We start from the raw sequence: 25,210 nt of genomic DNA, 5'->3' as shown, positions 1-25,210 counted from the left end.
GGATTCCAAGGTCAATTGGACTCGGAGATTCCGGACTTTCAGCTTCCGGATGTGGAAACCGCAGGCTCTAACGTCCATTGGCATGACTCAGCTGGACGTTCGGCCCGCGGCCGAAGACACGGCACGCGACGTCACCGACGTACGCGGCAAGGGCCTCGGCAAGGGGTCCGTGGGACTGGTGGGCAGCGCCGTCATCGGCGTCTCCACCGTCGCCCCCGTCTACTGCCTGACCTCCACCCTCGGCTCGACGGCCGGCGAGGTCGGCGTCCAGATGCCGGCCGTCTTCCTGGCCGGCTTCCTCCCGATGCTCCTCGTGGCCTTCGCCTACCGCGAGCTCAACAAGGCCGTACCCGACTGCGGCACCTCCTTCACCTGGACCGTCAAGGCCTTCGGCCCGCGCATCGGCTGGATGTGCGGCTGGGGCCTCGTCATCGCCACGATCATCGTGCTGTCCAACCTGGCCGGAGTGGCGACCTCCTACTTCTGGCTGCTGGCCGGCGAGATCACCGGCAGCCCCTCGATCGCGGCCCTCGACGACAACAAGCTCGTCCACATCGCCACCTGCCTCACCCTCATAGCCGTCGCCACCGCCATCAGCTACCGCGGCATGACCGCCACCAAGGGCGTCCAGTACACCCTGGTCGGCCTGCAACTCGTCGTCCTCGCCGTCTTCGTCGCCATGGCCCTCCAGAAGGCGTCCGCCGGCAGCTTCGACACCGGGCTCGACTTCTCCTGGGAGTGGATGAACCCCTTCGCGGTCGAGTCCATGGCGGCCTTCACCGCCGGCCTCTCCCTCTCGATCTTCATGTACTGGGGCTGGGACGCCTGCCTCGCCACCAACGAGGAGACCACCGGCTCCGCCAAGACCCCGGGCCGCGCCTCACTCATCGCGATGGTCGTCCTGGTCGGCTCCTACCTGGCCACCGGCATCGCCGCCCAGATGGCCGTCGGCTCCGGCGACAAGGGCCTCGGCCTCGCCAACCCGGAGACCTCCGACAACGTCTTCGCCGCCCTCGCCGGCCCCGTCATGGGCCCCGCCCTCGGCATCCTCCTCTTCATCGCGGTCCTGGCCTCCGCCGCCGCCTCGCTCCAGACCACGTTCATCCCGGTGGCGCGCACCGTCCTCGCGATGTCCGCGTACGAGGCGCTGCCGCCCGCGTACGCGAAGGTCCACCCGAAGTTCAAGACCCCGGGCCGCGCCACCGTCATGGCGGGCGTCGCGACCGGCGCCTTCTACACCGTCATGACCCTCGTCAGCGAGAACGTCCTCACCGACACGATCTTCGCGCTCGGCCTGATGATCTGCTTCTACTACTCGCTGACCGCCTTCGCCTGCGCCTGGTACTTCCGCGCCGAACTGCGGCGCAGCGCCCGCGACCTCTTCTTCAAGGGCGTCTTCCCCCTCCTGGGCGGGATCCTGCTGGCCGCCGTCTTCCTCAAGACCCTCGTCGACATGTGGGACCCGGCGTACGGATCGGGATCCACCGTCCTCGGCGTCGGCAGCGTCTTCGTCATCGGCGTCGGCCTCCTCGTCCTCGGCCTGGGCGTCATGCTCGTCACCGAACGCCGCAGCCCCGCCTTCTTCCGCGGCGAGGTCCTCACCAAGTCGACGCCGGCCCTGGTCGTCGAAGACTGACCGGCCCCACGCGCAACGGCCCTGCCGGGCCCGGGGGGTGACCCCCGGGCCCGGCAGGTCGTTGTACGCGGCATGAGCGCCAAGAACACGCAGAACGCCAAGCACGCCAAGAACGCCGTGAAGCGCGGCCTCACGGCCCTCGCCCTCTCGACGGGCGCCCTCGGCCTGGCGGCCGGCGCCGCCCACGCCGACGGCACGAGCCTCCAGGCGGCCGCCCCCCTCGCGAAGCGCGTCGGCGACATCGTCGACCACCCGGGCCAGGCCGTACAGGACACGAAGACGGCCCTTGCGGTGACAGGCGCGGCGGCGGACTCGGCCACCAAGTCCACGAGCGCCTCACTGGCAGGCGCGGGCGGGGCACTGCAGACGCTGCCGCAGGGGCCGGCAGTCAAGTAGCGACGGCGGGGGAGTACAGGGCCGCGCCCTGACCCGGGGCGGCGGGGCGCGGGGCTGGGCGCGGGTGAGGACAGGAGCCGCCGAATCGGGGCCGGACCGCGACGGCGGGGCGGCTCCCGCCCACCCCGCGTCCCGCCGCCGCGCCTCCGACCCGGCCTATCGGCTCCCGCCCCATCCCCACCCCGTCACAGATACTGCGCGTACTCGTCCAACGTCCTCAGCACCTCCGACTCCCTCCCCGGCGGGAGTTGCAGGACGACCTCCTCGATGCCGAGTTCCGCGTAGTGCGCCAGCTTTCCCGGGTTCGGGCGGACCGCGTACGGGACCACCTGCAGGGCCTTGGGGTCGCGCCCCTCGGCTTCCCACACTCGGCGCAGTGCCGGCAGGGATTCGGTGAGGCCGCCTCCGCCGATGGGGAGCCAGCCGTCGGCGTGGGCGGCGATCGCCGCGAAGAGCTTCGGGCCCGCCGCCCCGCCGAGCAGGGTGCGGGGGCCGTGGAGGGGTCGGCCCGGGGTGAGTTCGCGGGGTGTCTGGGCCGGCTTGGGGTGGGCGGCGCTGGCGCTGACAGAAGCGTACGGGCCGGTGTGGGCGGCGGGTTCGGGGGCCCAGAGGGTGCGCATGAGGGCGAGGTGGTCGTGGACGCGTTCGCGGCGGGTGCGCCAGTCGACGCCGTGGTCGGCGGCCTCCTCGACGTTCCAGCCGTAGCCGACGCCGAAGGTGAGGCGGCCGCCGGAGAGGTGGTCGAGGGTGGCGACCTGCTTGGCGAGGACGATCGGGTCGTGCTGGGCGACCAGGGTGATGCCGGTGCCGACGCGGAGGCGGCGGGTGACGGCGGCGGCCTGCGCGAGGGCGACGAAGGGGTCGAGGGTGCGCCCGTACTCGTCGGGGAGTTCGCCGCCCATCGGCGCCTCGGTGTCGCGGGAGACCGGGATGTGGGTGTGCTCGGGCAGGTAGAGGGCGTGGAAGCCGCGCTCCTCCAGGCTGTGGGCGAGGCGGACAGGCGTGACAGTCCGGTCGGTGAGGAAGATGGTCGTGGCGATCCGCATGGGCGAGGGCACCTCCGTGGCTGTCCGCGGCTCGGCTCCCGGGACGGGTGCGGATCACGCTACGGCCTGCCCGCCGGATTGTTGAGAGGGTGTCAGCCCGGTGGCGGTCAGCCCCGCGGGTACCGCGCCAGCCAGCCGGGCGCGGAGGCGGCCGGGCCGTGCAGGGCGGGCCCCTGGGTCATCTCCAGCGCGAAGTCGTCGGCGAGTTCCAGCAGCGTGGCGCGCCCTTCGAGGTCGGTGAGCCAGGGGGCCGGCAGGGCGGTCTCGCCGTGGAGGGCGCCGAGGAGGGCTCCGCAGAGGGCGCCGGTGGCGGAGGAGTCGCCGCCGTGGTTGACGGCGAGGCGCAGCCCGTGGCGTACGTCCTCTGCCGTGAGGGCGCAGTAGACGGCGACGGCGAGGGTGTCCTCGGCGTCGCGGCCGTCGCCGGGGGAGAGGGATTCGACGGCGCGGGGGCTGGGCGCGGCCGGTTCGGCGGCGGCGGTGAGGGCGCGCCGGAGGGCGTCGGTGACGGGCTGGTGGCCGGGGCGGTCGGCGAGGAGGGCGAGGGCGCGGTGGACGGCGCTGTCGAGGGTGTCGCCGCGGGTGAGGGCGTGCACGATGACGGCGAACGCGCCGGCGGACAGGTAGGCGGTCGGATGGCCGTGGCTTTGGACGGCGCATTCGATGGCGAGTTGGAGGACGAGGGCGGGTTCCCAGCCGACGAGGAGGCCGAAGGGGGCGGACCGGGTGGTGGCGGCGGCGTCGCGGGCGGTGGGGTTCTTCGGCTGGTCGAGGGTGCCGAGGATGGTGTCGGCGAAGCCGGTCATGCAGGCGCGGTCGGGGCCGCGGCGGGCGTACAGCCACTCCTGTTGGCCGAGCCAGCCGTTGTCGGTGCGGCGTTCGTCGGGGCCCCAGTCGTTCTGGGTGGCGGCCCACCGGAGGTAGGCGCGGTGGATGTCGGTGGGCGGGTGCCAGGCGCCGGTGTCGCGGCGGACGTGGGCGCGGATGAGGCCGTCGACGGTGAAGAGGGTGAGCTGCGTGGAGGCGGTGACGGTGCCGCGGCGGCCGTGGGCGGGCGCGGGTTCGGTGAGGCCTTCGACGCCGTGGGTGTTGCGGATGCCGTCGAGGGAGAGGCCGGCGACGGGGGCGCCGAGGGCGTCGCCGATCGCGGAGCCGAGGAGGGTGCCGCGGACGCGGCTGCGGAAGTCCTGCTGCTCGGTGCGGCCCCACGCGCCGATGGTGAGGGGGGTGCGGGCGCCGGGGGTGTCAGTGTCCGGGGCGGCCTCGGGGGTGGCGTCGGGGGCGGTGTCCGCGGTCGGCCGGGCGGCTGCGGCGGACTGTCCGGCAGTGGCCGGGTGTGTCTGCGCGGTCGGAGCGGCCTCCGCGGCCGGGGTCGCGGCCAGGGCTGCTGCCGGTGCCGGTGCCGGTGCCGGTGCCGTGTCGGTGGTCGTTGCGGTGTCCATGGTGCGTCCCCCAGCCTGCGAGCCCGCCCCCCGCGGGCTCTGGCGCGCACTGTAACCGCCGGGACCGGCCCGTTTCGGGGCACGGCGGTCAGGCGGCCCGTATGTGCGCGGAGAACGGCCGAAAGTGCGCGTGTCGGTCCGGCAGGGGCCGGGCTCAGTCCAGGACGGGGAGCAGTCGCGGCAGGTGGCCGTCGGAGGCCTGGGCGGTGCGCTGCCGCTCCTCCGGGACCTTGCCGTACAGGGTGGTGCGGGGTGTGGCGGGGCGGCCGGCGGCTTCGGCGATGGCGGTGAGGTCGCGGACGGAGCGGTAGGAGCCGTAGCTCGATCCGGCCATGCGGGAGATGGTCTCCTCCATGAGGGTGCCGCCGAGGTCGTTGGCGCCGGAGCGGAGCATTTCGGCCGCGCCGTCGGCGCCGAGCTTGACCCAGCTGGTCTGGATGTTGGTGATGTGCGGGTGGAGCAGCAGGCGGGCCATGGCGGTGACGGCGCGGTTGTCGCGGACGGTCGGGCCGGGCCGGGCGATGCCCGCGAGGTAGACGGGGGCGTTGGTGTGGATGAAGGGGAGGGTGACGAACTCGGTGAAGCCGCCGGTCTGCTGCTGGATGCGGGCGAGGGTGCGCAGGTGGCCGAGCCAGTGCCGGGGCTGGTCGACGTGCCCGTACATCATGGTGGAGGAGGAGCGTATGCCCAGCTCGTGGGCGGTGGTGACGACGTCGATCCAGTCGGCGGCCGGCAGTTTGCCCTTGGTGAGGACCCAGCGGACTTCGTCGTCGAGGATCTCGGCGGCGGTGCCGGGGATGGAGTCGAGGCCGGCTTCCTTGGCGGCGGTGAGCCAGTCGCGTACGGACATGCCGGTGCGGGTGGCGCCGTTGACGATCTCCATGGGGGAGAAGGCGTGGACGTGCATGCCGGGGACGCGCTGTTTGACGGCGCGGGCGATGTCGAAGTACGCGGTGCCGGGCAGGTCGGGGTGGATGCCGCCCTGCATGCACACCTCGACGGCGCCGACGTCCCAGGCCTGGGCGGCCCGGTCGGCGACCTGGTCGAGGGAGAGGGTGTAGGCGTCGGCGTCGGTGCGGCGCTGCGCGAAGGCGCAGAAGCGGCAGCCGGTGTAGCAGACGTTGGTGAAGTTGATGTTCCTGGTGACGATGTAGGTGACGTCGTCGCCGACGACGTCACGCCGCAGCTGGTCGGCGATCCGGCAGAGGGCGTCCAGCGCGGGCCCGTCCGCGTGGAGCAGGGCGAGGGCCTGGGCGTCGGTGAGGCGTTCGGGGGCGTCGGCGGCCTGGGAGAGGGCGGCGCGGACGTCGGTGTCGATGTGTTCGGGGGCCATGCCGGGGGCGGCGGCTTCGCGGAGGGCGTCCCAGTCGCCGTAGACGTGGTCGAAGTCCTGGCGGCGGTCGCCGGTGCGGCCTTCGGTGTCGACGGCGGTGTGCAGGTCGGTGCGGCCGGAGGCGGTGAAGGCGTCCTCGGGTTCCTGCCAGGGCCGGCCGGTGACCTCGGCGTCGGGCCGGGCGAGGCCGGTCGCCGGGTCGGCGAGGGCCCGGACGTGGGGCAGCAGCCGCGGGTCCAGCCAGGGTTCGCCGCGCTGGACGAACTCCGGGTAGACGCAGAGCCGTTCGCGGAGCTCGAAGCCGGCGGCGGCGGACTGTTCGGCGAGCCGGTCGATCTGCGGCCAGGGCCGTTCGGGGTTGACGTGGTCGATGGTCAGCGGGGAGACGCCGCCCCAGTCGTCGATGCCGGCGCCGATCAGGCGGGCGTACTCGCCGTCGACGAGGTTGGGCGGGGCCTGGAGGCAGGCCGAGGGGCCCATGATGTGGCGGGCGACGGCGATGGTGGCGACGAGGTCGTCGAGTTCGGCGTCGGGCATGCCGCGCATCGCCGTGTCCGGCTTGGCGCGGAAGTTCTGGATGATCAGCTCCTGGATGCCGTGGTACGCGCGGGCGGTGCGGCGCAGCGCGAACAGCGACTCGGCGCGCTCCTCGTACGTCTCCCCGATGCCGATGAGGAGGCCGGAGGTGAAGGGGACGGAGGAGCGTCCGGCGTCCTCGAGGACGCGGAGGCGGACGGCGGGCTCCTTGTCGGGGGAGCCGTGGTGGGGGCCGCCGGGCTCGGACCACAGGCGCGTCGCGGTGGTCTCCAGCATCATGCCCATGGAGGGGGCGACGGGCTTGAGCCGCTGGAAGTCCGCCCAGGTGAGGACGCCGGGGTTGAGGTGGGGGAGCAGGCCGGTCTCTTCGAGGATGCGGATGGAGATGGCGCGGACGTAGGAGACGGTGTCGTCGTAGCCGTGGGCCTCCAACCACTCGCGGGCCTCGGGCCAGCGGTCCTCGGGCTTGTCGCCGAGGGTGATGAGGGCTTCCTTGCAGCCGAGTGAGGCGCCGCGGCGGGCGATGTCGAGGACCTCGTCCGGTGACATGAACATCCCCTGGCCGGCGCGGCGCAGCTTCCCGGGGACGGTCGCGAAGGTGCAGTAGTGGCACTTGTCGCGGCAGAGGCGGGTGAGGGGGAGGAACACGCTCTTCGAGTACGTGATGACACCGGGCCGGCCGGCGGCGGCGAGGCCGGCGTCGCGGACGCGGGCGGCGGACGCGGCGAGGTCGTCGAGGTCGGCGCCGCGGGCCCGGAGGAGGACGGCGGCCTCGGCCGTGTCCAGGGCGACACCGTCGCGGGCGCGCCGCAGGGCGCGCCGCATCGCGTTCTGGGTCGGGGCGTCACTCGGAGGGGTCATGCGGTGAGCATACGGTCCGGTAGCCGGGGGGCGGGCGGGCTCCCTGCCGCCCATCCGCATCGGCTCGCCGCGCTTGACCAGCGGGGATGGGCCGGCTCTCGCCCGCGGCGCGGAGGCCGGAGGCCGTACCGCTGCGATCCGGCCGCGTCCCGTCCGGATGTCGTGCATTCGCCAAACATCCTTACGGTCAAGATCACCGCATCGGGGGACAGGCATGCCTCCGGAGGGCTCCAACCGGCAGTCAGGCCGTTACTGTTCCCCGGGATCTGGCCGGATTCCCGGATATTCACCCCCTTCCTCCCTCTTTCACCGGTGACGTGTGGGCACGCCCGGTTGCCGCCCCTCGCGAAGGAGAGCTTGTCCGATGACCGTTGACAGCAGCCCCGAGACGCAGCCGGCGCCGCCCCGGCAGTCCAGCCTTGCCACGGCGGCTGCCCGCAACCTCGCCACCACGACCAAGTCCGCCCCGCAGATGCAGGAGATCACCTCCCGCTGGCTGCTGCGGATGCTCCCCTGGGTGGAGACCAAGGGCGGCACCTACCGTGTGAACCGGCGGCTCACGTATGCCGTCGGCGACGGCGTCATCGAGTTCGTGCAGGACGGCGCGAGTGTCCGCGTCATCCCCCGCGAGCTCGGCGAACTCGCCATGCTGCGCGGATTCGACGACGAGGACGCCCTGCGCGAGCTGGCCTCCCGCTGCGTCCAGCGCGACTTCCGGCCCGGCGAGGTCATCGTCGAGCGCGGCGCCCCCGCCCAGCACATCCACCTCATCGCCCACGGCCGCGTCGGCCACACGTCCGTCGGCAAGTACGGCGACACCGTCGACCTCGCGGTCCTCGGCGACGGCGACCGCTTCGGCGAGCACGCCCTCCTCGACGGCCAGGGCACCTGGGACTACACCGCCACCGCCGAGACCGCCGGCACCCTCCTCACCCTCTCCCGCGCCGACTTCGACGCCGTCCTCGCCGCCTCCCCGGCGCTCCAGGACCACATCACGCGCTTCAGCTCGCTCCCGCAGCAGCGCCAGAACCGGCACGGCGAAGCCGAGATCGCGATGTCCGCCGGCCACACCGGCGAGCCCGAACTCCCCGGCACCTTCGTCGACTACGAGCTGCGGCCGCGCGAGTACGAGCTCTCCATCGCGCAGACCGTCCTGCGAGTCCACACGCGCGTCGCGGACCTCTACAACGAGCCGATGAACCAGACGGAGGAGCAGCTCCGGCTGACCATCGAGGCGCTGCGCGAGCGGCAGGAGCACGAGCTGGTCAACAACCGCGAGTTCGGCCTCCTCCACAACGCGGCGTTCAAGCAGCGCATCCAGACCCACTCCGGGCCGCCCACCCCCGACGACCTGGACGAGCTGCTGTGCCGCCGCCGCGGCACCCGCCTGTTCCTCGCCCACCCGCGGACCATCGCGGCGATCGGCCGCGAGTTCAACGCCCGCGGGCTCTACCCGGACCACGTCGATGTCGGCGGGCAGAGCGTCCCGGCCTGGCGCGGCGTCCCGATCCTGCCGTGCAACAAGATCCCGATCAGCAGGGAGAACACCAGCTCCATCATCGCCATGCGCACCGGCGAGGAGAACCAGGGCGTCATCGGCCTGCGCCAGACGGGGCTGCCGGAGGAGTACGAGCCGGGCCTGTCGGTCCGCTTCATGGGCATCGACGAGAAGTCGATCATCTCGTACCTGGTGACGGCGTACTACTCCGCCGCGGTCCTCGTGCCGGACGCGCTCGGCGTGCTGGAGAACGTCCAGATCGCCCGCAGGCGCGACTAGGGGGCCAGGCCACCGCCCGAACCGCCCCGGGCCGTCCCGGCGCGCCCGGGATCCGGGCCGGCCCACCCATCCCACCGAGGAGGAACGGATGCCCGAGCCTGGGCCCTCCCCCATGCAGTCGAGCCTGCCCGCCGCCGCGGCCCGGCCCCGGCTGCCCGCTGTCCCCGGACTGCCCTTCCGGCCGCGCCCCCCGGCCCCGGAGACCCCGCAGGCCGCGCCCGCCGACCTGCCCGCCCCGGCGGCTCCGCCGATCCCGGAGCGCGGGCACGGCGAGGCCCTGGAGCGGATCATGGCCGGCCCCAGCGGCCTCGGCACGGCGAGCCTGCACTGGGCCCGCCGCCCGGAGCTGTCGGCGGACCTGTCGGCCCTGCCCGCCCCGCCGGCCCTGCCGGAGCCGCCGCAGCCGCCGGCGGCTGCGGCCGCCGAGGGCCGGCCCATCCCCGGCCTCTACCACCACCCCGTCCCCGAACCGGACCCGGTCCGCGTGGCCGAGGTCAGCCGCCGCATCAAGCGGTGGGCGGTCGACGAGGTCGAGGCGTACCCGCCCGAGTGGGAGGACCAGTTCGACGGCTTCTCCGTCGGCCGCTACATGGTCGCCTGCCACCCGGACGCCCCCACCCTCGACCACCTCATGGTCGCCACCCGCCTCATGGTCGCCGAGAACGTCGTCGACGACTGCTACTGCGAGGACCACGGCGGCTCACCCGTCGGCCTCGGCGGCCGGCTCCTCCTCGCCCACACCGCCCTCGACCCGCTCCACACCACCGGCGAGTACGCCCCGGCCTGGGCGGAAACGCTCCTCTCGGACGCGCCGCGCCGCTCGTACCGGTCCGCGATGGAGTACTTCCTCCAGGTCGCCACCCCCTCCCAGGCCGACCGCTACCGGCACGACATGGCCCGCCTGCACATGGGCTACCTCGCCGAGGCCGCCTGGGCGCAGACCGACTACGTCCCGCAGGTGGCCGAGTACCTGGCGATGCGGCAGTTCAACAACTTCCGCCCCTGCCCCACCATCACCGACACCGTCGGCGGCTACGAACTCCCCGCGGACCTGCACGCCCTGCCCGCCATGCAGCGCGTCATCGCCCTCGCGGGCAACGCCACCACCATCGCCAACGACCTGTACTCGTACACCAAGGAACTCGACAGCCCCGGCATGCACCTGAACCTGCCGGTGGTGATTGCCGAACGCGAAGGCCTCTCCGCCAAGGAGGCCTACCTCAAGGCCGTCGAGGTCCACAACGACCTCATGTACGCCTTCGAGGCCGCCGCGGCCGAACTCGCCGCCTCCTGCCCCGACCCGCGCGTCCTGCGCTTCCTCAAGGGAGTCGCCACGTGGGTCGACGGCAACCACTACTGGCACATGACCAACACGTACCGCTACAGCCTGCCCGACTTCTGGTAAGAGGAATGGATTCACCCGTGTCCAGCATCGAACTCACCACCCCCGCCACGTTCATCCCCGCCCCGGCCACCCCGTACCAGGGCGACATCGCCCGCTACTGGAACGAAGAGGCCCGGCCGGTGAACCTGCGCCTCGGCGATGTCGACGGCCTCTACCACCACCACTACGGCATCGGCGACATCGACCACGACGCCCTCGGCGACCCCGCCGACAGCGCGTACGAGAAGAAGCTCATCGCCGAACTCCACCGCCTGGAATCCGCCCAGACCGACGTCCTCCTCGACAACCTCGGCACCATCGGCCGCGACGACCTCCTCGTCGACGCCGGCTGCGGCCGCGGCGGCTCCATGGTCATGGCCCACCAGCGGTTCGGCTGCAAGGTCGAGGGCGTCACCCTCTCCGCCAAGCAGGCCGACTTCGGCAACAACCGCGCCGCGGAACTCGGCATCGCGGACTTCGTCCGCTCCCGCGTCTGCAACATGCTCGACATGCCGTTCGAGACCGGGCAGGCCGCCGCCTCCTGGAACAACGAGTCCAGCATGTACGTCGACCTCCACGACCTCATGGCCGAGCACTCCCGCATCCTCGCCGTGGGCGGCCGCTACGTCACCATCACCGGCTGCTGGAACCCCCGCTACGGGCAGCCGTCGAAGTGGGTCTCGCAGATCAACGCCCACTTCGAGTGCAACATCCACTCCCGCCGCGAGTACATGCGCGCCATGGCAGACAACCGCCTCGTCCCCCAGGCCGTCATCGACCTCACCCCGGCGACCCTCCCGTACTGGGAGCTGCGCGCCACGTCCTCGCTGGTCACGGGCATCGAGGAGGCGTTCATCAACTCCTACAGGGACGGATCGTTCCAGTACGTCCTGATCGCCGCGGACCGGGTCTGACGCCTTCCGGCCGCCCGCGCCGGGCCCGCACGACACCGGGCCCGGCTTCCCTCTGACCGGCTACGCCTGCCGCGCCCCTGCGACGAATCCGGCCCAGGCGGCCGGGGAGAAGCTCAGGTGCGGGACGGCGGTGTCCTTGGAATCGCGGACGAGGACGGCTGCGGGGGTACTGGCGACCTCGACGCAGGAGTCGCCTTCGGAGCCGCTGCTGTGGCTGCTCTTGGCCCAGCCGACCTCGACGCAGTCGTTGATATCGCTGGAGCTGCTGTAGCTGCTCTTTACCCAGGCGACTTCCACGCAGTCGTTGATGTCGCTGCTGTCGCTGTAGCTGCTCTTAAACCAAACCAGTTCGAAGTTGCGGTTCATGCTGCTCCCAGCAGTTGCTCGATGAAGGACCGCGACTCCCGGGGCGTGAGAGCCTGGGCCCGGATCATGCCATACCTCGATTCCAGAATCCGGAGCTGCTTCGGATCGGCCACTGGCCGCCCGTGAAAGGTGCCCTCCGCCCGACCGACGGCAGTCCCGTCACCGAACTTGAGCACCTGGATGAGCCCTGCCATTCCCGCGTGCTCCTCGCACGCGGTCGGCATCACCTGAAACGTCACGTTGCGCAACTGGAGAACCTCCAGCAGGTGTTCGAGCTGTCGCCGTCGAACCGTTGGTCCACCCAATGGCCGCATGAGTGCCACCTCTTCTACGACGAAGCTCAGTGCGGGTGCGGGGTCACGATCGAAGATCGAACGCCGCGCCATCCGTGCTGCCACGCCACGCTCTATCTGCGCCTCCGATTCGGCCGGGCTGGCCATCTCGAATAGTGCCCGCGCGTATTCCTCGGTCTGTAGCAAGCCGTGAATGTTGTGGTTCCCGTACGACAGCAGCTCAACCGCACGTGATTCCAACATGGCCAGATCGCGGATCCGCTTGGGGTAGCGGGCAGGCTCGACATCCTTCTTCATGGCCGCGATGCGGCCCTCAGCCCCCAGCACCTCATCCGCACGGTCGAGGTACTCGGGGCGCGGGATGCGGCGCCCCGCCTCGACCTTGCGGACCAGGTCCTCCCCGTACCCCATGCGGGCCGCGAGATCAGAGGCCCGCAGACCGGCGGTCTCTCTCCACACCTTCAGCTGCCGACCGACGGCCGCGACGACCGCCGCGCCCTGTTCGTCCTCCGGGTCGACCTCCCAGCCCGGCTCTTCCGTTCCGTCGCCGTCCACGCTCATGCGCACCCACTTCCGACGTGCCCGTGCCCGACATGCTCAACGCCCGGTACCCGCAGGTGCGTCTCGGACAGACAGGACAGGTCCGGACAGCGTCCGGACAGCCGCAGTACGCAGGGGCGTCGCCGCTTCTCAGCGTAGACACACATCGCCACGCTGAGTGATGTGATTCCACAACTCCCTCACCCCGGACCATCCGTGCCCCCGGCGTGCGTCCTCCAGCTCTCCGCCAGCCCGCGCGGCGCCCGCCTCGGGCGGCTGCTCGCTGTCGAGCAGCTACGCGCTTGGGGCGTGCCGCTGGAGCGGCCCGAGCGCATCCTCGCCAAGCTGCTCGCCAACGCCGTCACTCCCGGCCGCGTCCCCGGACGGGACTTCCGCCTCGTCCTCGCCATCCATCCCACCGGCACCGTCCGCATCGAGGTGACGGACACCCGGTACGACCGCCTGCCGGACCCGGCGGCCGGAGGACGCGGGCTGGCGGTCGTCGGCGAGCTGGCCGACCGTTGGGGCGTCATCACCGGTCCGCCCCCGTGGAAGACGGTCTTCGCCGAGGTGTCGCCCTACCGCCCACCGGCACCGGGAATCCACGGCCCGGTGGGCCGCGGGACGGCCCTCCGTGAGACGGCGGCGCACGAGGCCAGTAAAGGAACCGGGGAAAGCTAACCCACCTACCCACCCACCTCTTTGACCTGTCCCGACCCGCTGTCGCTCGCGCGGGTGAACTGTGCCAACTGGGCGGATTTGGCGCCGGTTGCCGGGCATATGCTCGCGCCGAAACAACCGCAGACATGCGTCGGCCCCCGGCAGGACTAGCGATCCGCGCCGGGGGCCTGACCCAACCAGGAAGCACAGACCTTCCCAAATGGACTGGCAGCAGCGTAGCGCGCCCGCGCGCCCAGCACCCGGCGTTCCCGCCGACACCCCCCGATCAGGCGTAACGCACGTCAACGTGCGACACGACAGCCACTTCACGGTCGTCGGCAACCACCTCGCCCAACACCGCCACCTGTCGCTCCTCGCGATCGGCCTCGCCGTGCACATCCAGTCGCTCCCCGCCGGGACACGGGTGGCCATCCGCACCCTCGCGGAACGCTTCCCCGACAGCGAGCACCGCATCGGCCGCGCACTGCGCGAGCTGGAGGCCCAGGGCTACCTGGCCCGCGTACGCGAACGCCTCCCGTCGGGCCGCGTCGTCACCCGCACCATCTCGTACAACCGCCCCCACGGGACGCCCTCCGGCCCGCCCACCCGCACCGCGTCGTCCCGCCTCAGGCCGCGACTCGTGCCGTCCCCCGAGCCCCGGGAGGCACCCCGGCCGCCACGACCACCGGCGCCGTTGGCGCCCACGGCCGACGCCCTGGACCCACAACCGCCTGCCGCGGAACCCCCGACACGGCGACCACCCGCGGCGGAATCGGCGGATACGCCGCCGCCCGCGGCCGAGTCCCCCGCACCACCGCCGCGCCCGGACGAACCCGAGGTTCCCCCACCCCCACAGCCGGCCCCCGAACCCCCCACCGCAGCCCGGTCCGCCCCCGAGGCGGCCGAGCCCCGGCCCACTCCAGGGGCGGCACAGCGCCCAGCCCACCAGACGGCCACAGTGGCAACGCCGACGCCGACGCCGGCCCTCCCCCCAGAGCATGTGGCGACAGCACACGAGATCCTCACGGGCCTCCACCGGGCCGACCCCCGCCTGCTCCTCTCCGAACGCGACGTGCACCGCCTCACCCCCGGCACCGTCCGCTGGCTGGAGCGCGGCGCCCCACCCGAGGCGATCTCCCTGGCGCTCTCCACCGGCCTGCCACCGGACCTGCGTCACCCACCCTCGGTGATCGCCCACCGCCTCCGCGAACTCCTCCCGCCCCAGGCCGGCCCCCGGCCCGGCCTGCGGGGCCGGGGTCCCCGCCCGGACCCCTTCCAGGACTGCGACGGCTGCGGCCGCGTCTTCCGCTCCCCGACCCCGGGCAGATGCGGCGACTGCAGGCGCGCGGATGGACGAGCCGCGGGCGGTGCACGAAGCGGCTGCGGGGTGCGCGCAGAAGGAGCTGCCTAGCATGAAGGTGATGACTCGGGCCCACGGCCACGGACGAGGAGCCACCATGACCATCGCGCCTGACGCCTCCCGGAACGGCAACGCCCTCTACCGCGCCATGCGTGACGGTATCGACCGGATCGAGGACGTGGTTCCCGGCAAACTCGAGATCACCAAGGAAGGAATCGTCCACGACATGACGGCCCCTGGACGGCCGCACGAGGTGACGGCAGGGCTGGTCAGCCGTCGCCTGGAGAAGACGATGCCGGACGGCCTGTGGGCGCACGTGGGAACACCTGACGTGGAGGACGAGCCCGAGGGCATCATGCGACACCCGGACGTCATGGTGATCGCATTCGAAGACATGCAGGGCGAAGGTTCCTTTGACCCGCGCACGGTGATCGCCGCGATCGAGGTCGTTTCCCGTTCCAATCCGGACAACGACTGGATCGGCAAGATGCGCGACTACGCCCTGCTCGGCATCCCCGTGTACGCGGTCTTCGACCCGCGTACCGGCACAGGCGCGGTGATGAGTGACATCCACACCACCCCAGCCGGCCCCAGGTACGCGACGCGCAAGGACTACGTGTACGGCGAGGACGTCACGATCGCTGATTGGACCATCCCCACCAACGGCCTCCCCCGCTATGCGGACGGCGTCGCGACGTGACGAGGGGGAGGCGGGGCCTGGAAGGCGTCGGCGGGAGCCGGATGGTCGGGAGCCGACGACTCGGGGTCGGTTGGTGCTGGGGGTGTCCCGGCAGCCCATTGTCCTTCCGGGGCGGGCCGCCCTGTAAAGGGCGCTCCCGTTGGTCGCGTCGCTGCGCGATGGCCCTGGCGGGCCACCCTTGACAGGACGGCCCGCCCCGGAATACCAACAAGCTGCCGGGAAGCCCCCAGGGGAACGGCCTGGAGGGACCATCACCTACCGGCCGGATCAGAGCCGCTGCCCTCCCGCCCCGGGGCCCCTTTCACCCCACCGGCATCAGCAGACCCGCCAGCGGGAGCCGGGTGGGCTCTGACCGCAGGAAACGGCGCCCAGAGCATCATCCGCAGACAGGAGCGCCCCAAATCGCTACGTGCTTCCCTCTCTTCGGCGTCTGTCCGTCGTCTGGGGCGGGCGGACGCGACAGATCGCTACACGCCTCCGTCTGCACGGCGTCCGGCTGCCGCCTGGGGCTGCGAAGCGCCCCACCTCGCTGGGCGCTTCTCCCCCCTGGGCGTCCGGCCGCCGTCCGGGGCGGCGAAGCGCACCGGCTCGCTCCCCCTCCTCGTATACCGGCGTCTGGCGGCAGGAGGCCCCTTCCACCCTCTCCGCCCCCTGCGATCCGGCGGTCAGCCGCCGAGCCGACGGCGCCCACGTAGCGATCTGCCGCGCCGCCCCGGCCTCTGACGGCGGCCAGCCGCCGAGCCGAGGACGCCCGCGTAGCGATCTGCCGCGCTCCTGTGTCCAGATGATGCTCTGGGCGTCGTTTCGCTACGTCACAGCCCACCCGGCTCCGGTCGACGGGGCGGCTGATGCCGGTGGTGAAAGGGGGGCCTGCGGGGCGGGAGAGGAGGCTCTCTGATGACCCTTGACGCCTCGCCCTCCCCCTGGCCGTTCCCCTGGGGGCGTCCCGGCAGAAAAAATGCCTCCGGGGCGGGTCGGTCGGTCAAGGGTGGCCGTAAGGCCATCGCGCAGCGACGCGCCCAACGGGCGCGCCCTTGAGGGACCGGGCCGCCCCGGACACCATCAACTGCCGGGGACACCCCCAGTCACACACCCGACGCGGACCCATCGGCTCCCGCCCACCTCCTCCGCTCAGCCCACCGCCGCCCTCAGCCGCTCCAGCCCCACCGCGATCTCCTCCGCCGTGTGCGTCGTGAACGACAGCCGCAGCGTCCGCGGATCCGGAGTGCCCGTGTAGAACGGTTCCCCCGGGACGAAGGCGACGTCCTTCGCCACCGCGCGCTTCAACAGCGCGGTCGCGTCGTGGCCCTCCGGCAGGCGGGCCCACACGAACATGCCGCCCTCCGGGCGGTTCCACTCCGAGCCCTCCGGGAGCGCTTCGCCCAGGCCGGCCAGGAGGGCGTCGCGGCGGATGCGGTAGGCGTCGCGGACGGCGGCTATGTGGGCGTCGAGGTCGGCGGCGGAAAGGTAGTGGGCGGCCGCCAGCTGGTCCACCGTCGAGGTGTGCAGGTCGGCCGCCTGCTTCGCGACGACCGCCGCCCGCCGCAGGACGGCCGGGGCGCGGAGCCAGCCGAGGCGGAGCCCCGGCGCCATGATCTTCGAGAAGCTCCCCAGCAGCGCCGTGCGGTCCTCCGCGCCCGGGTGCGCGGCGAGCCACGGCACGTCGTCGCCCTCGAAGCGGAGGTCGCCGTACGGGTCGTCCTCGACCAGCCACAGGCCCAGGCGGGCCGCGACCTGGGCGACCGCGGCCCGGCGTGCGGCCGGCAGCGTGCGGCCGGTGGGGTTCTGGAAGGTGGGGACGCAGTACAGGAGCTTCGGGCGCTCCCGGCGGACGATCTCCTCCAGGGCGTCCGGCAGGATGCCCTGCTCGTCGCAGGGCACGGGTATGACGCGGGCGCCGGCCAGGCCGAAGGCCTGGAGGGCGGCGAGGTAGGTGGGGTTCTCGACGAGGACGGTGTCGCCCGGCTCGACGAGGGTGGCGGTGATGAGGGTCAGCGCCTGCTGCGACCCGGTGGTGACGAGGATGTCGTCGGCGGTGGTGGCGAGGCCGCGGGCGGTCGCCCGTGCGGCGACGGCCCGGCGCAGTTCCGGCGCGCCTTCGGTGGTGGAGTACTGGAGGGCCCGTGCGGCGGAGGTCGCGAACGCGGCGTCGTACGCGGCGCGCAGCCCGTCCGTGTCGAAGAGTTCGGGTGCGGGCAGACCGCCGGCGAACGAGACGACGCCGGGGCGCTCGGTGAGGGCGAGGATCTCCCGGACCGGTGAGCCGCCGACGGCGGTGGCGCGGGCGGCGAACGGCGGCGGCTGGACGGCGGAGGCGGTGGCGGAGGCGGTGGCGGTCATGGCGGCGGCTCCTCGCGGGGGGTCGGTTCGGGTGCGCACATCCTAGGAGCGGTACATGTAGGTAGCACCCATGCGTTCGAGGAGTGAACGGCCGCCGGTTTCGCCGGGCCTGGCGTCGCGCCGGCTGCAACCGCCCCGCCTGACCCGGAACATGACGGAGCCCCCTCGGCCAAGACGGCGGACCGGTCGAGAGGGCTTCTGTCGCTGTGCTGTGCGGTTGTTCCGGGGCCTGGCGGTCGGATCCGGCGTTCGCCGGGTTCCGGTGCTCCGGTCTCGTCGTGGTGGTCAGGGGTGGGGGTGGTGGGGTGGGGGTGGAGGCGGCCAGGCGTGGCCGCCGTAACGTTTAGGCGAGGCGGCCGAGCGCGCCCTCGGTGACGCCGGTGACGAAAGAGGTCCAGGAGCCCGGCGCGAAGGTGAGCGAGGGGCCGTCCTGCACCTTCGAGTCGCGGACCGCGATGGCCTCCATGACGGGGGACTTGACCTCGACGCAGGCGCCGTTCCCGCCGGAGTAGGAGGACTTGGTCCAGTTGTCCGTGGCGCCCTGACGAATAGCCATGATTCTCTCCGGTTCAGCGAGTAGTGCCAGGTGGGTGGGTTCCCCTGGCCGACGTGATCGACGCTACCGGCACCTTCCGGAGGGCGAAGAGGTCATTCACCCGACCGAGTGGCATATTCCATTCAGGCCTTCTGTGGCCGGGAGGTGACGGTGTACGGTGACCGGCCCTACCTGCCGTCTGCCCTGCTTGTCCCGCTTTTACCTGTTATTTCCTCCGAAGTCATCGATGATGTCGGCGATGAACTCGCGGGTCTGCTCGACGTTCAGCGCCTGTGCGCGCAGGTGCTCGTACATGACGCTGTACATCTGGACGTCGTTCGCCTTCTCCAGGTACAGGTCGCTCGTCACGCCCTCGATGTAGACGACCGTCGAATCCGTCGCGTCCGGGAACTCGAGGATCGCGTACTGCCCGGTCATCCCCGGGTGCGCGCCCATCCCGAACGGCATCACCTGCACGGTGATGTGCGGCTGTTCCGACTGCTCTATCAGGAACTCCAACTGCCTCGCCATCAGCTGCGCGTCGCCCACGCGCCGGCGCAGCGCCGCCTCGTCGATGACGGCCCACAGCCGCAGCGGCCCCACCTCGGGGTTGTTGTTGTCCGTCTCCGACAGGCGCTTCTGCCGGTGCATGCGCACCTGCACGCGCTTCTCGACGTCGGCCGGCGAGGTCTCCGGCACGGCCCCGCGGATCAGGGCGTGCGCGTACTCCGGGGTCTGCAGCAGGCCCGGCACCATCTGCGGCTCGTACGTGCGCAGGCTCGCCGCATCGGTCTCCAGGCCGATGTAGACGCTGTACGGGATGTCCCCGAAGGCGTGCCACCAGCCCTGCTGGCGCGAGTCCTTGGCCATCTGCATGAGCGACTCGACGAGCCGGCGGTCCTCGACCTCGTACACGTCGCACAGGTCGCGGACGTCGCGCTGGCTGATGGAACGGCGGCCGTTCTCCAGCCTGCTGATTTTGGACTGGGAGACGAGGAGGCGCTCGGCGACCTGTTCGGCCGTCATGCCCTTGTCCTCGCGGAGCTTGCGCAACTCCATGCCCAGTCGGCGGCGTCGGACGGTGGGATTGACATTGGACGCCACGTGAACGGCACCTCCGCCTTCTTCTGGATCTGTCTCTCTGCGTGCCTGATGGGGAGCAGACTGCCACCGAAGGGCAGGGCTGCGCCGGAGAACTGCACGGAAAGACAGGCGTGCGGGGCGGCGGAGGCCGGGCGGACCCGGCCCCGCCGCCCCGACGCACTGGGCGGCTCCCGGACCGGGCCGTCAGGGGCCGGTCGGGGTGCTGGCGGTGCGGTGGCGGTGCGATGGCGGTGCGATGGTGCGGTGTGGTGGTGCGGTGGATCTGCGTGTTTGCGGTGGTTCAGGTGATGCCGCGGTGCGTGGTGGTGCCGGTGTGGTGCCTGGTGCAGGGGTGGAGCAGTGGTGGCCGAGTGGCCGTTCCACGGTCGTCCCGCGGCCGTTCAGCAGCCTTCAGCGGCCGCTCAGTGGCCGCTCAGTGGGCGGCGACGCGGGCCATCGCACCCGCACGGCGCGGCTGCATCGGAACAGCGTTCGCCGTGGGACGCGCGGCCTGCGCTGCGGACGCCCGCTCGCGGCGCGGCTGCGCCGCCGCTCCGTTCTGGACGTCCATCACGGCGTGCGCCACGAGTCCGCCCATCGGGTCGTGCCGGATCAGGTCCCGCAGCCGGGACCTGGACGACCGCCCCTCGTTGCCGGGGTACAGGTGCTTGCCGAGGCCGACCGCGTGGGCCAGCGCGGCGAGCGCCGCGGTCCGCGGGTCCGGTGGTACGCCGGTGCGGATCGCACTGTCGAGCCGGGCGCGGATCTCCCGGCTGATCGCCGTGTCCGTCGCCTGGTAGCGCGTCGTCGGCAGCACTCCGCACATCTGGCCCGCGACGGCATGCACCATGCCGCAGCGCTCCAGATGCGCGAGGTAGATCTGGCGCAGCCCCAGCCGGGGCCCGCCGATCCAGTGGACGGCCCGTACCGGACTGCCGCGCCTGCGCAGCAGTTCCAGTGCGGAGTCCAGTGTCGGATCTCCTGTCGGCCGTGGCATCACCACGGCGATACGATCCCCGTCAGGGGCTATCCGTCCTGCCAGAGCCAGCTCCACTAGCTGTGCCCCGGCCAGGCCGAGGTCGAGCGACTGCGGCTGCGCCGTGGTACCCGTGGCCGGGTCCAAAGCGAGCAGCAGAAGCTCCTCCGGAATTGTTCTGCGGCTCCTGCCCATCCATGCCTCCCCGCGTGGATGAGTGACAGGGTGACCCCTCTCACATTCATCTGTCGAGAGTGCCTGGTCGCTTTGTAGGGGAACCGGCAGCTATGTCGTTCTCGTCTAGGGCGAGGGCGATGCCCCCGAGACGGGACACTGTTAGACATTCGGACAGCCGGACGCGACGCGGTGGCGAACGAGGAGGAACTGGTGGCGGGCGAGTCCCCCGACAAGTCGGTTGATGAAGCAGTGCCGGGGGCGGCGAAGTCCGCTGCGGAACGGGATCCCAGGTTGTCCGTGTTCCGTCCCCGCGACCCCGAGGACGCGGCGGGGGCGGCGTCCGGTTCCGTACGGGAGCGGGAGGCCGCGGAGGCGGAGTCGGCGGAGGACCCCGAGCCCGAGGGCGAGGCCGCGGGGGAGGACGCCGGTGCGCCGCGTGCCGGTTCGTCCGGACGGGCGGAATCCGCAGCGTCCGACGGGGACGCCGAGGCCGAGGAAGCCGGTGGCGCCGGCGGCGATTCCGGTAAGGCTGACGAGTCGGATGGGGCGGGCGATGCGGGCGCGTCCGCGGCTGCTCCCGCTGCGACGAACCCGTCGGAAGCCCCCGGCAAGGCCGCCGCGAAGGCTTCCGCGAAGGCTTCCGCGAAGGCTTCCGAGAAGCCCGTTGGCACGTCCGCCCCGGAGTCCGGCGACAGCGGCGGCAGTGGGCGCACCGCCGTCTTCCGGGCCCCGGTGTTTGATTCCGGTTCGACGCGGAAGCGAGAAGCCGCCGGGTCCGGGGCGCGTCCCGCCGGGAAGCCCGCCGCCGACGCTGCCGCCGCGGGCGGCGCCGAGAAGGCCGCGGAGCCCGCGGGCGGTGCCGACGACAGTGAGCGCACGGCTGTCTTCCGGGCCCCCACATTCGATTCCGGTTCTGGTTCCGCCTCCGCCTCCGCCGCTGGCGCGAAGCCCGCTGACAAGGCTCCCGCCGCCTCCGGGGACGACGACAGCGAGCGCACCGCGGTGTTCCGCGCGCCGCGCCTCGATTCCGGTTCCGGTCGGGCGGGTGGTGCCGCCGCGGCCGCCGCCGGGGCCGCGGGGCGTGGGGCGGCCGCGGCGAAGCCCGCCGGGGAGTCCGAGGACAGCGAGCGCACCGCCGTCTTCCGCGCGGTGAAGCCGCCGGCCGCCGAGGCCGGCAAGACGTCCGGTTCCGCTTCTGCTTCTGCTTCTGCTTCTGCTGCTGGTTCTGCCTCTGCTCCGGCCGCGGCGAGGCCCGCCGACGAGGAGCCGGAGGACAGCGAGCGCACCGCCGTCTTCCGCGCCGTCAAGCCCCCGGCCGCACCGGCTGCCCCTGCGGCCGACAAGCCCGTCGCCGAGCGCCCCGTACCGCCGAAGTCGGTCGGCGGGGAGAAGGCGAGCACGTTCGTGCCGCTGCGGACCGACGACGGCCCGGCGAAGCCGGCCGCGCCCGCGCGGGGCCCCGTACCGCCGCCGAAGGCCGCCGCGCCGAAGGCCGCCGTGCCGGCTGCCGCTGCCGCCGCGTCGGCGTCGGCGCCGGCGTCGGCCGCCTCCGACCGGACCGAGCGGACGACGCAGCAGCCGCTGCCGCCGAAGCCGCCGCTCGACATGCTCGCGGACCTCACGAACAACCCGCCCCCGCCGCCGACCCCGATGCGCACCTTCGTGCGCCGGGTCAAGATCTACGCGCCGCTCGTCGTGCTCCTCGCCGTCATCCTGTCGGTCGTGCAGTTGGTCCGCCCGCTGCCCGAGCCGAAGCTCACGATGACGGCGAAGAAGTCGTACACCTTCGAGGGCGCCGCTCCGGCGCTGCCCTGGCCCAAGGAGGGCCAGGCGTTCATGGCGGCCTCGGGCCTCGGCACCGTCGGCACCTTCGGCGAGCAGAAGCCGATCGCCATCGGCAGCGTCGCCAAGACGATGACGGCGTACGTGATCCTGAAGAACCACCCCCTGAAGAAGGGGGAGCAGGGTCCGATGATCGATGTCGACAAGACGGCCGTCGAGGACGGCAAGAAGGACGCCGAGGGCGAGTCGACGGTCAACACGCTGAAGGAGGGCGACAAGATCTCGCAGTACGACGCCCTCGCCGCGATCATGATCCCGTCGGCGAACAACGTCGCGCGGCTGCTCGCCCGCTGGGACACCGGCGGCGACCAGGAGGCGTTCGTCAAGAAGATGAACGACACCGCCAGGGAACTCGGCATGACCAACACGACGTACACGGACCCCTCGGGTCTGGACGCCACGACGGTCAGCACCGCCGAGGACCAGGTCAAGCTGGGTCTGAAGGTCGTCGAGATGCCGGAGCTCGTCGCCATCACCAAGCTGCCGAACTGGCAGGACCCGTCGGGCAAGGTCTGGCGCAACTGGAACGACCTCGTGCCGTACAACGGCTCGCTCGGCATCAAGACCGGCTCCACCAGCAAGGCGGGCGGCAACCTGCTCTTCGCCGCGGAGAAGCAGGTCGGCAAGACCCGCCAGCTGATCGTCGGCGCGGTCCTCGGGCAGCACGGCGTGCCGATCCTCGGCACGGCGATCGCGGCGAGCAAGAACATCATGCTGGCCACGCAGAAGTCGCTGACCAACGCCGCCGTGGTGAAGAAGGGCGACGTCGTCGGGTACGTGGACGACGGGCTCGGCGGCCGCACCCCGGTCGTGGCCGGTGCCGACGTCGAGGCGGTCGGCTGGCCGTCGCTGACCGTCGACATCAGGCTGTCGCACGGCGACTCCAAGCTGCCGCAGACCGCGACGGCGGGCACCGAGGTCGGCGTGCTGACCGTCGGCGAGGGGGCCAGCCAGGTGAAGGTTCCCGTGATCCTGAAGAACGACCTGGCTGCGCCGGGAATCGGCAGCAAGCTGACCCGGATCGGCTGACCGCGGCCGCACCGGAGACCATGGACCGGCGCCTCGGGGGCAACCCCGGGGCGCCGGTGTGCGTCCAGTAGCCGGGACGGGCGACCGGGACGGGCGGCCGGGACGCGTCGGAGTGGACCCCAGGGCTGGGGAGTAGGGCAGTGAGCGACCAGTGACCACCGCTGAGCAGGAGCAGACCGAGGGCCGGGGCGCGCCCGCGCCGGCCGCCGCCGGGCCGGCGCGTACGGCGGGTGGTGCCCGGGGCGGTGCCGGCGGCGGGGGGCCTGCCGCCCGCGCGCTCGCCGCGGCCCGGCGGCACCCGGTGGCGGTGTCCACGGCGGTGGCGGCCCTGCTCCACGTCGTCTGGTTCTACGCCTTCGCCAACAGCGGCGGCGACCTCGCCGCGCAGGACGCATGGGCCGAGTTCGTGGGCCGCCATCCGGACTCGGCGTACAACCTGGCGTGGTACGGGGGCATGCACCCCGTCTCGTACAGCGTCGTGTCGCCGTACGTCATGTACATGATTGGTGTGCGGACGACGATGATGGTCGCCGGCACCGTCTCCGCCGGACTGCTCGCGCTGATCCTGACCCGCTGCCGCGGCGCCGTGCGCGAGCCGCTGTGGCCGGCCCTCGCCGGGGTGTACGGCCTCTTCTGCAACGCCCTGTCCGGGCGGGTCACCTTCGGGCTGGGTGCGATGTTCGCGCTGGGCGCCGTCGCGGCCGTCTTCTGCTGGCCCCGCCGCTGGGCCCGCCGCCGCTGGGCGAAGGCCGCGGTCGCGGCGCCGCTGGCCGGGCTCGCGACCGCTTCCAGCCCCGTCGCGGGCCTCTTCCTCGGGGTCGTCGCGGCCGCGCTGTTCCTGAGCCGCCGGCGGCCGGGCGCGTACGCCCTCGGCCTGGCCCCGGTGGCGGTCGTCGGGCTGTCGGCCTGGCTGTTCCCCTTCTCCGGGACGCAGCCCATGAAGATCGGCTCGGCGTGGCTGCCGTTCGCGACGGGGCTGGCCGTCGCCCTCCTCGTACCGAAGCGGTGGAAGACGGTCCGGGCCGCCGCGGCGGTGTACGTCCTCGGCGTCTTCCTGACCTGGGCGATCGACTCGCAGGTCGGCTCGAACGTCACCCGCCTCGCCATGCTCTTCGGCGGGGCCGTCCTCCTGGCGGCCGTCCCGTACGCGGCCGCGGGCACGCGCCGCCGGCGGGCGCTGGTGGCGGCGTTCACCGGGGTGACCGTGTGGATCACCGTGAACAGCGTCACCGACATCGTGCGCACCACCCCCGTGGCCGCCTGGAACCGGGAGCTCGCCCCGCTGGTCGACCAGCTGCAGAAGGCGGGCGCGGACCGGGGGCGCGTCGAGGTGGTGCCGGCGAGCAGCCACCGGGAGTCGTCGGCGTTCCCGGCGTACGTGAACCTCGCGCGCGGCTGGAACCGGCAGGCGGACCTGGAGCGCAACCCGCTCTTCTACGACGACACGCTGACCGCGGACAGCTACCGGGAGTGGCTGGAGCGGTGGGCCGTCCACTACGTGGTGCTGCCGGCGGACAAACCCGACTCGGGCGGCGAGGCGGAGGCCCGGCTCGTCGCCGGTGGGCTGCCGTACCTGGAGCGGGTGTGGGGCGACGCGAACTGGCAGCTCTTCCGCGTCACCCGGCCGACGGAACTGGTGTCCGGGCCGGCCTCGGTGGTCCGGGCGGGCGCGGACCGGCTGGTGGTCGACGTGAAGGCCCCCGGACGGGTCCTGGTCCGGATCCCGCACTCGCCCTGGCTCGGGCTCGTCGACGCCGAGGGGCGCCCGGTGCCGCCGCCGCAGGGGTACGCGAACACGGCCGGCTGCCTGTTCAAGGCCGAGGCGGACGCCGCGGGCGACGTGTGGACGGAGCTCCTGGCCCCGGCGCCGGGGGAGTACCGGATCGCGGCGAAGTACCAGCTGCCCCGGGGCACGCCCTGCCCGGCGGGCCTCGTCCCCGACCCCGCGGGCCCGGCGGAGCCGACCACCCGCTGACGCCCCCG

At 72.6% G+C, this 25,210-nt stretch carries 19 protein-coding genes; 10 read left to right on the top strand and 9 right to left on the bottom strand.

Annotation, left to right across the window (positions count from 1 at the left end):
• Positions 1-82: 82 nt before the first annotated feature.
• Positions 83-1,636 (top strand): APC family permease, encoded by a 1,554-nt coding sequence (locus C0216_RS28105; protein WP_114057950.1) that lies wholly within the window; start codon positions 83-85, stop codon positions 1,634-1,636.
• 72 nt (positions 1,637-1,708) lie between these two features.
• Complete coding sequence (locus tag C0216_RS28100) at positions 1,709-2,032, top strand: hypothetical protein (protein ID WP_246042718.1); 324 nt, start codon at positions 1,709-1,711, stop codon at positions 2,030-2,032.
• 185 nt (positions 2,033-2,217) lie between these two features.
• Here the strand turns inward: C0216_RS28100 and C0216_RS28095 are convergent, their stop codons facing one another.
• From C0216_RS28095 to C0216_RS28085, 3 genes are all read right to left on the bottom strand, one after another.
• Positions 2,218-3,078 (bottom strand): TIGR03619 family F420-dependent LLM class oxidoreductase, encoded by an 861-nt coding sequence (locus C0216_RS28095; RefSeq protein ID WP_114057948.1) that lies wholly within the window; start codon positions 3,076-3,078, stop codon positions 2,218-2,220.
• 107 nt (positions 3,079-3,185) lie between these two features.
• A complete protein-coding gene (locus C0216_RS28090) occupies positions 3,186-4,520 on the bottom strand; it encodes an ADP-ribosylglycohydrolase family protein (RefSeq protein WP_216827117.1) in 1,335 nt (444 codons plus the stop codon).
• A 154-nt stretch (positions 4,521-4,674) separates the two neighbouring features.
• The gene (locus C0216_RS28085) at positions 4,675-7,251 is read right to left on the bottom strand and encodes a bifunctional FO biosynthesis protein CofGH (RefSeq protein ID WP_114057947.1); all 2,577 of its coding nucleotides are present in this window, start codon (positions 7,249-7,251) and stop codon (positions 4,675-4,677) included.
• A gap of 364 nt (positions 7,252-7,615) precedes the next feature.
• Between C0216_RS28085 and C0216_RS28080 the strand changes: the two genes are divergently transcribed.
• The 3 genes from C0216_RS28080 (at position 7,616) to C0216_RS28070 (ending at position 11,326) form a co-directional block, all read left to right on the top strand.
• A complete protein-coding gene (locus C0216_RS28080; protein ID WP_114057946.1) occupies positions 7,616-9,028 on the top strand; it encodes a family 2B encapsulin nanocompartment shell protein in 1,413 nt (470 codons plus the stop codon).
• Positions 9,029-9,116: 88 nt separating this feature from the next.
• Positions 9,117-10,433 (top strand): family 2 encapsulin nanocompartment cargo protein terpene cyclase, encoded by a 1,317-nt coding sequence (locus C0216_RS28075; protein WP_114057945.1) that lies wholly within the window; start codon positions 9,117-9,119, stop codon positions 10,431-10,433.
• Positions 10,434-10,450: 17 nt separating this feature from the next.
• Complete coding sequence (locus C0216_RS28070) at positions 10,451-11,326, top strand: geranyl diphosphate 2-C-methyltransferase (protein WP_114057944.1); 876 nt, start codon at positions 10,451-10,453, stop codon at positions 11,324-11,326.
• Positions 11,327-11,386: 60 nt separating this feature from the next.
• On the opposite strand, the gene C0216_RS28065 is transcribed toward C0216_RS28070, so the two are convergent.
• Positions 11,387-11,692 carry a DUF397 domain-containing protein gene (locus C0216_RS28065; RefSeq protein WP_114057943.1) on the bottom strand — a complete coding sequence of 102 codons (306 nt, stop codon included), beginning with the start codon at positions 11,690-11,692 and terminating at the stop codon, positions 11,387-11,389.
• Entirely contained in the window at positions 11,689-12,546 is an 858-nt protein-coding gene (locus tag C0216_RS28060; protein ID WP_114057942.1) for a helix-turn-helix domain-containing protein, read from the bottom strand. The genes C0216_RS28065 and C0216_RS28060 overlap by 4 nt, the downstream gene beginning before the upstream one ends.
• Positions 12,547-12,741: 195 nt before the next feature.
• Here C0216_RS28060 and C0216_RS28055 point away from each other — a divergent pair, with 195 nt between their 5' ends.
• From C0216_RS28055 to C0216_RS28045, 3 genes are all read left to right on the top strand, one after another.
• Positions 12,742-13,206 (top strand): ATP-binding protein, encoded by a 465-nt coding sequence (locus tag C0216_RS28055; protein ID WP_342777141.1) that lies wholly within the window; start codon positions 12,742-12,744, stop codon positions 13,204-13,206.
• A 286-nt stretch (positions 13,207-13,492) separates the two neighbouring features.
• Positions 13,493-14,596, top strand: a complete 1,104-nt coding sequence (locus C0216_RS28050) for a helix-turn-helix domain-containing protein (protein WP_216827116.1) — start codon at positions 13,493-13,495, stop codon at positions 14,594-14,596.
• 46 nt (positions 14,597-14,642) lie between these two features.
• Entirely contained in the window at positions 14,643-15,245 is a 603-nt protein-coding gene (locus tag C0216_RS28045) for a Uma2 family endonuclease (RefSeq protein WP_114058979.1), read from the top strand.
• A 1,131-nt stretch (positions 15,246-16,376) separates the two neighbouring features.
• Here the strand turns inward: C0216_RS28045 and C0216_RS28040 are convergent.
• From C0216_RS28040 to C0216_RS28025, 4 genes are all read right to left on the bottom strand, one after another.
• A complete protein-coding gene (locus C0216_RS28040; RefSeq protein WP_114057941.1) occupies positions 16,377-17,585 on the bottom strand; it encodes a PLP-dependent aminotransferase family protein in 1,209 nt (402 codons plus the stop codon).
• A 343-nt stretch (positions 17,586-17,928) separates the two neighbouring features.
• The gene (locus C0216_RS28035) at positions 17,929-18,141 is read right to left on the bottom strand and encodes a DUF397 domain-containing protein (protein WP_114057940.1); all 213 of its coding nucleotides are present in this window, start codon (positions 18,139-18,141) and stop codon (positions 17,929-17,931) included.
• Positions 18,142-18,339: 198 nt separating this feature from the next.
• On the bottom strand, positions 18,340-19,224 hold the full coding sequence (locus tag C0216_RS28030) for a helix-turn-helix domain-containing protein (RefSeq protein WP_114057939.1): 885 nt from the start codon (positions 19,222-19,224) through the stop codon (positions 18,340-18,342).
• A gap of 412 nt (positions 19,225-19,636) precedes the next feature.
• On the bottom strand, positions 19,637-20,374 hold the full coding sequence (locus C0216_RS28025; RefSeq protein WP_114057938.1) for a GOLPH3/VPS74 family protein: 738 nt from the start codon (positions 20,372-20,374) through the stop codon (positions 19,637-19,639).
• A gap of 279 nt (positions 20,375-20,653) precedes the next feature.
• Here C0216_RS28025 and C0216_RS34765 point away from each other — a divergent pair, with 279 nt between their 5' ends.
• Positions 20,654-23,227 (top strand): D-alanyl-D-alanine carboxypeptidase family protein, encoded by a 2,574-nt coding sequence (locus tag C0216_RS34765; RefSeq protein WP_246042717.1) that lies wholly within the window; start codon positions 20,654-20,656, stop codon positions 23,225-23,227.
• A 151-nt stretch (positions 23,228-23,378) separates the two neighbouring features.
• Positions 23,379-25,202 (top strand): MFS transporter, encoded by a 1,824-nt coding sequence (locus C0216_RS28015; protein WP_428985466.1) that lies wholly within the window; start codon positions 23,379-23,381, stop codon positions 25,200-25,202.
• Positions 25,203-25,210: the final 8 nt, after the last annotated feature.

Source organism: Streptomyces globosus (genome assembly GCF_003325375.1).
In the GTDB taxonomy this organism is placed as follows: domain Bacteria; phylum Actinomycetota; class Actinomycetes; order Streptomycetales; family Streptomycetaceae; genus Streptomyces; species Streptomyces globosus_A.
Note: the sequence above shows the minus strand (reverse complement) of the source record. Positions and strands in the feature narration are given on the sequence as shown.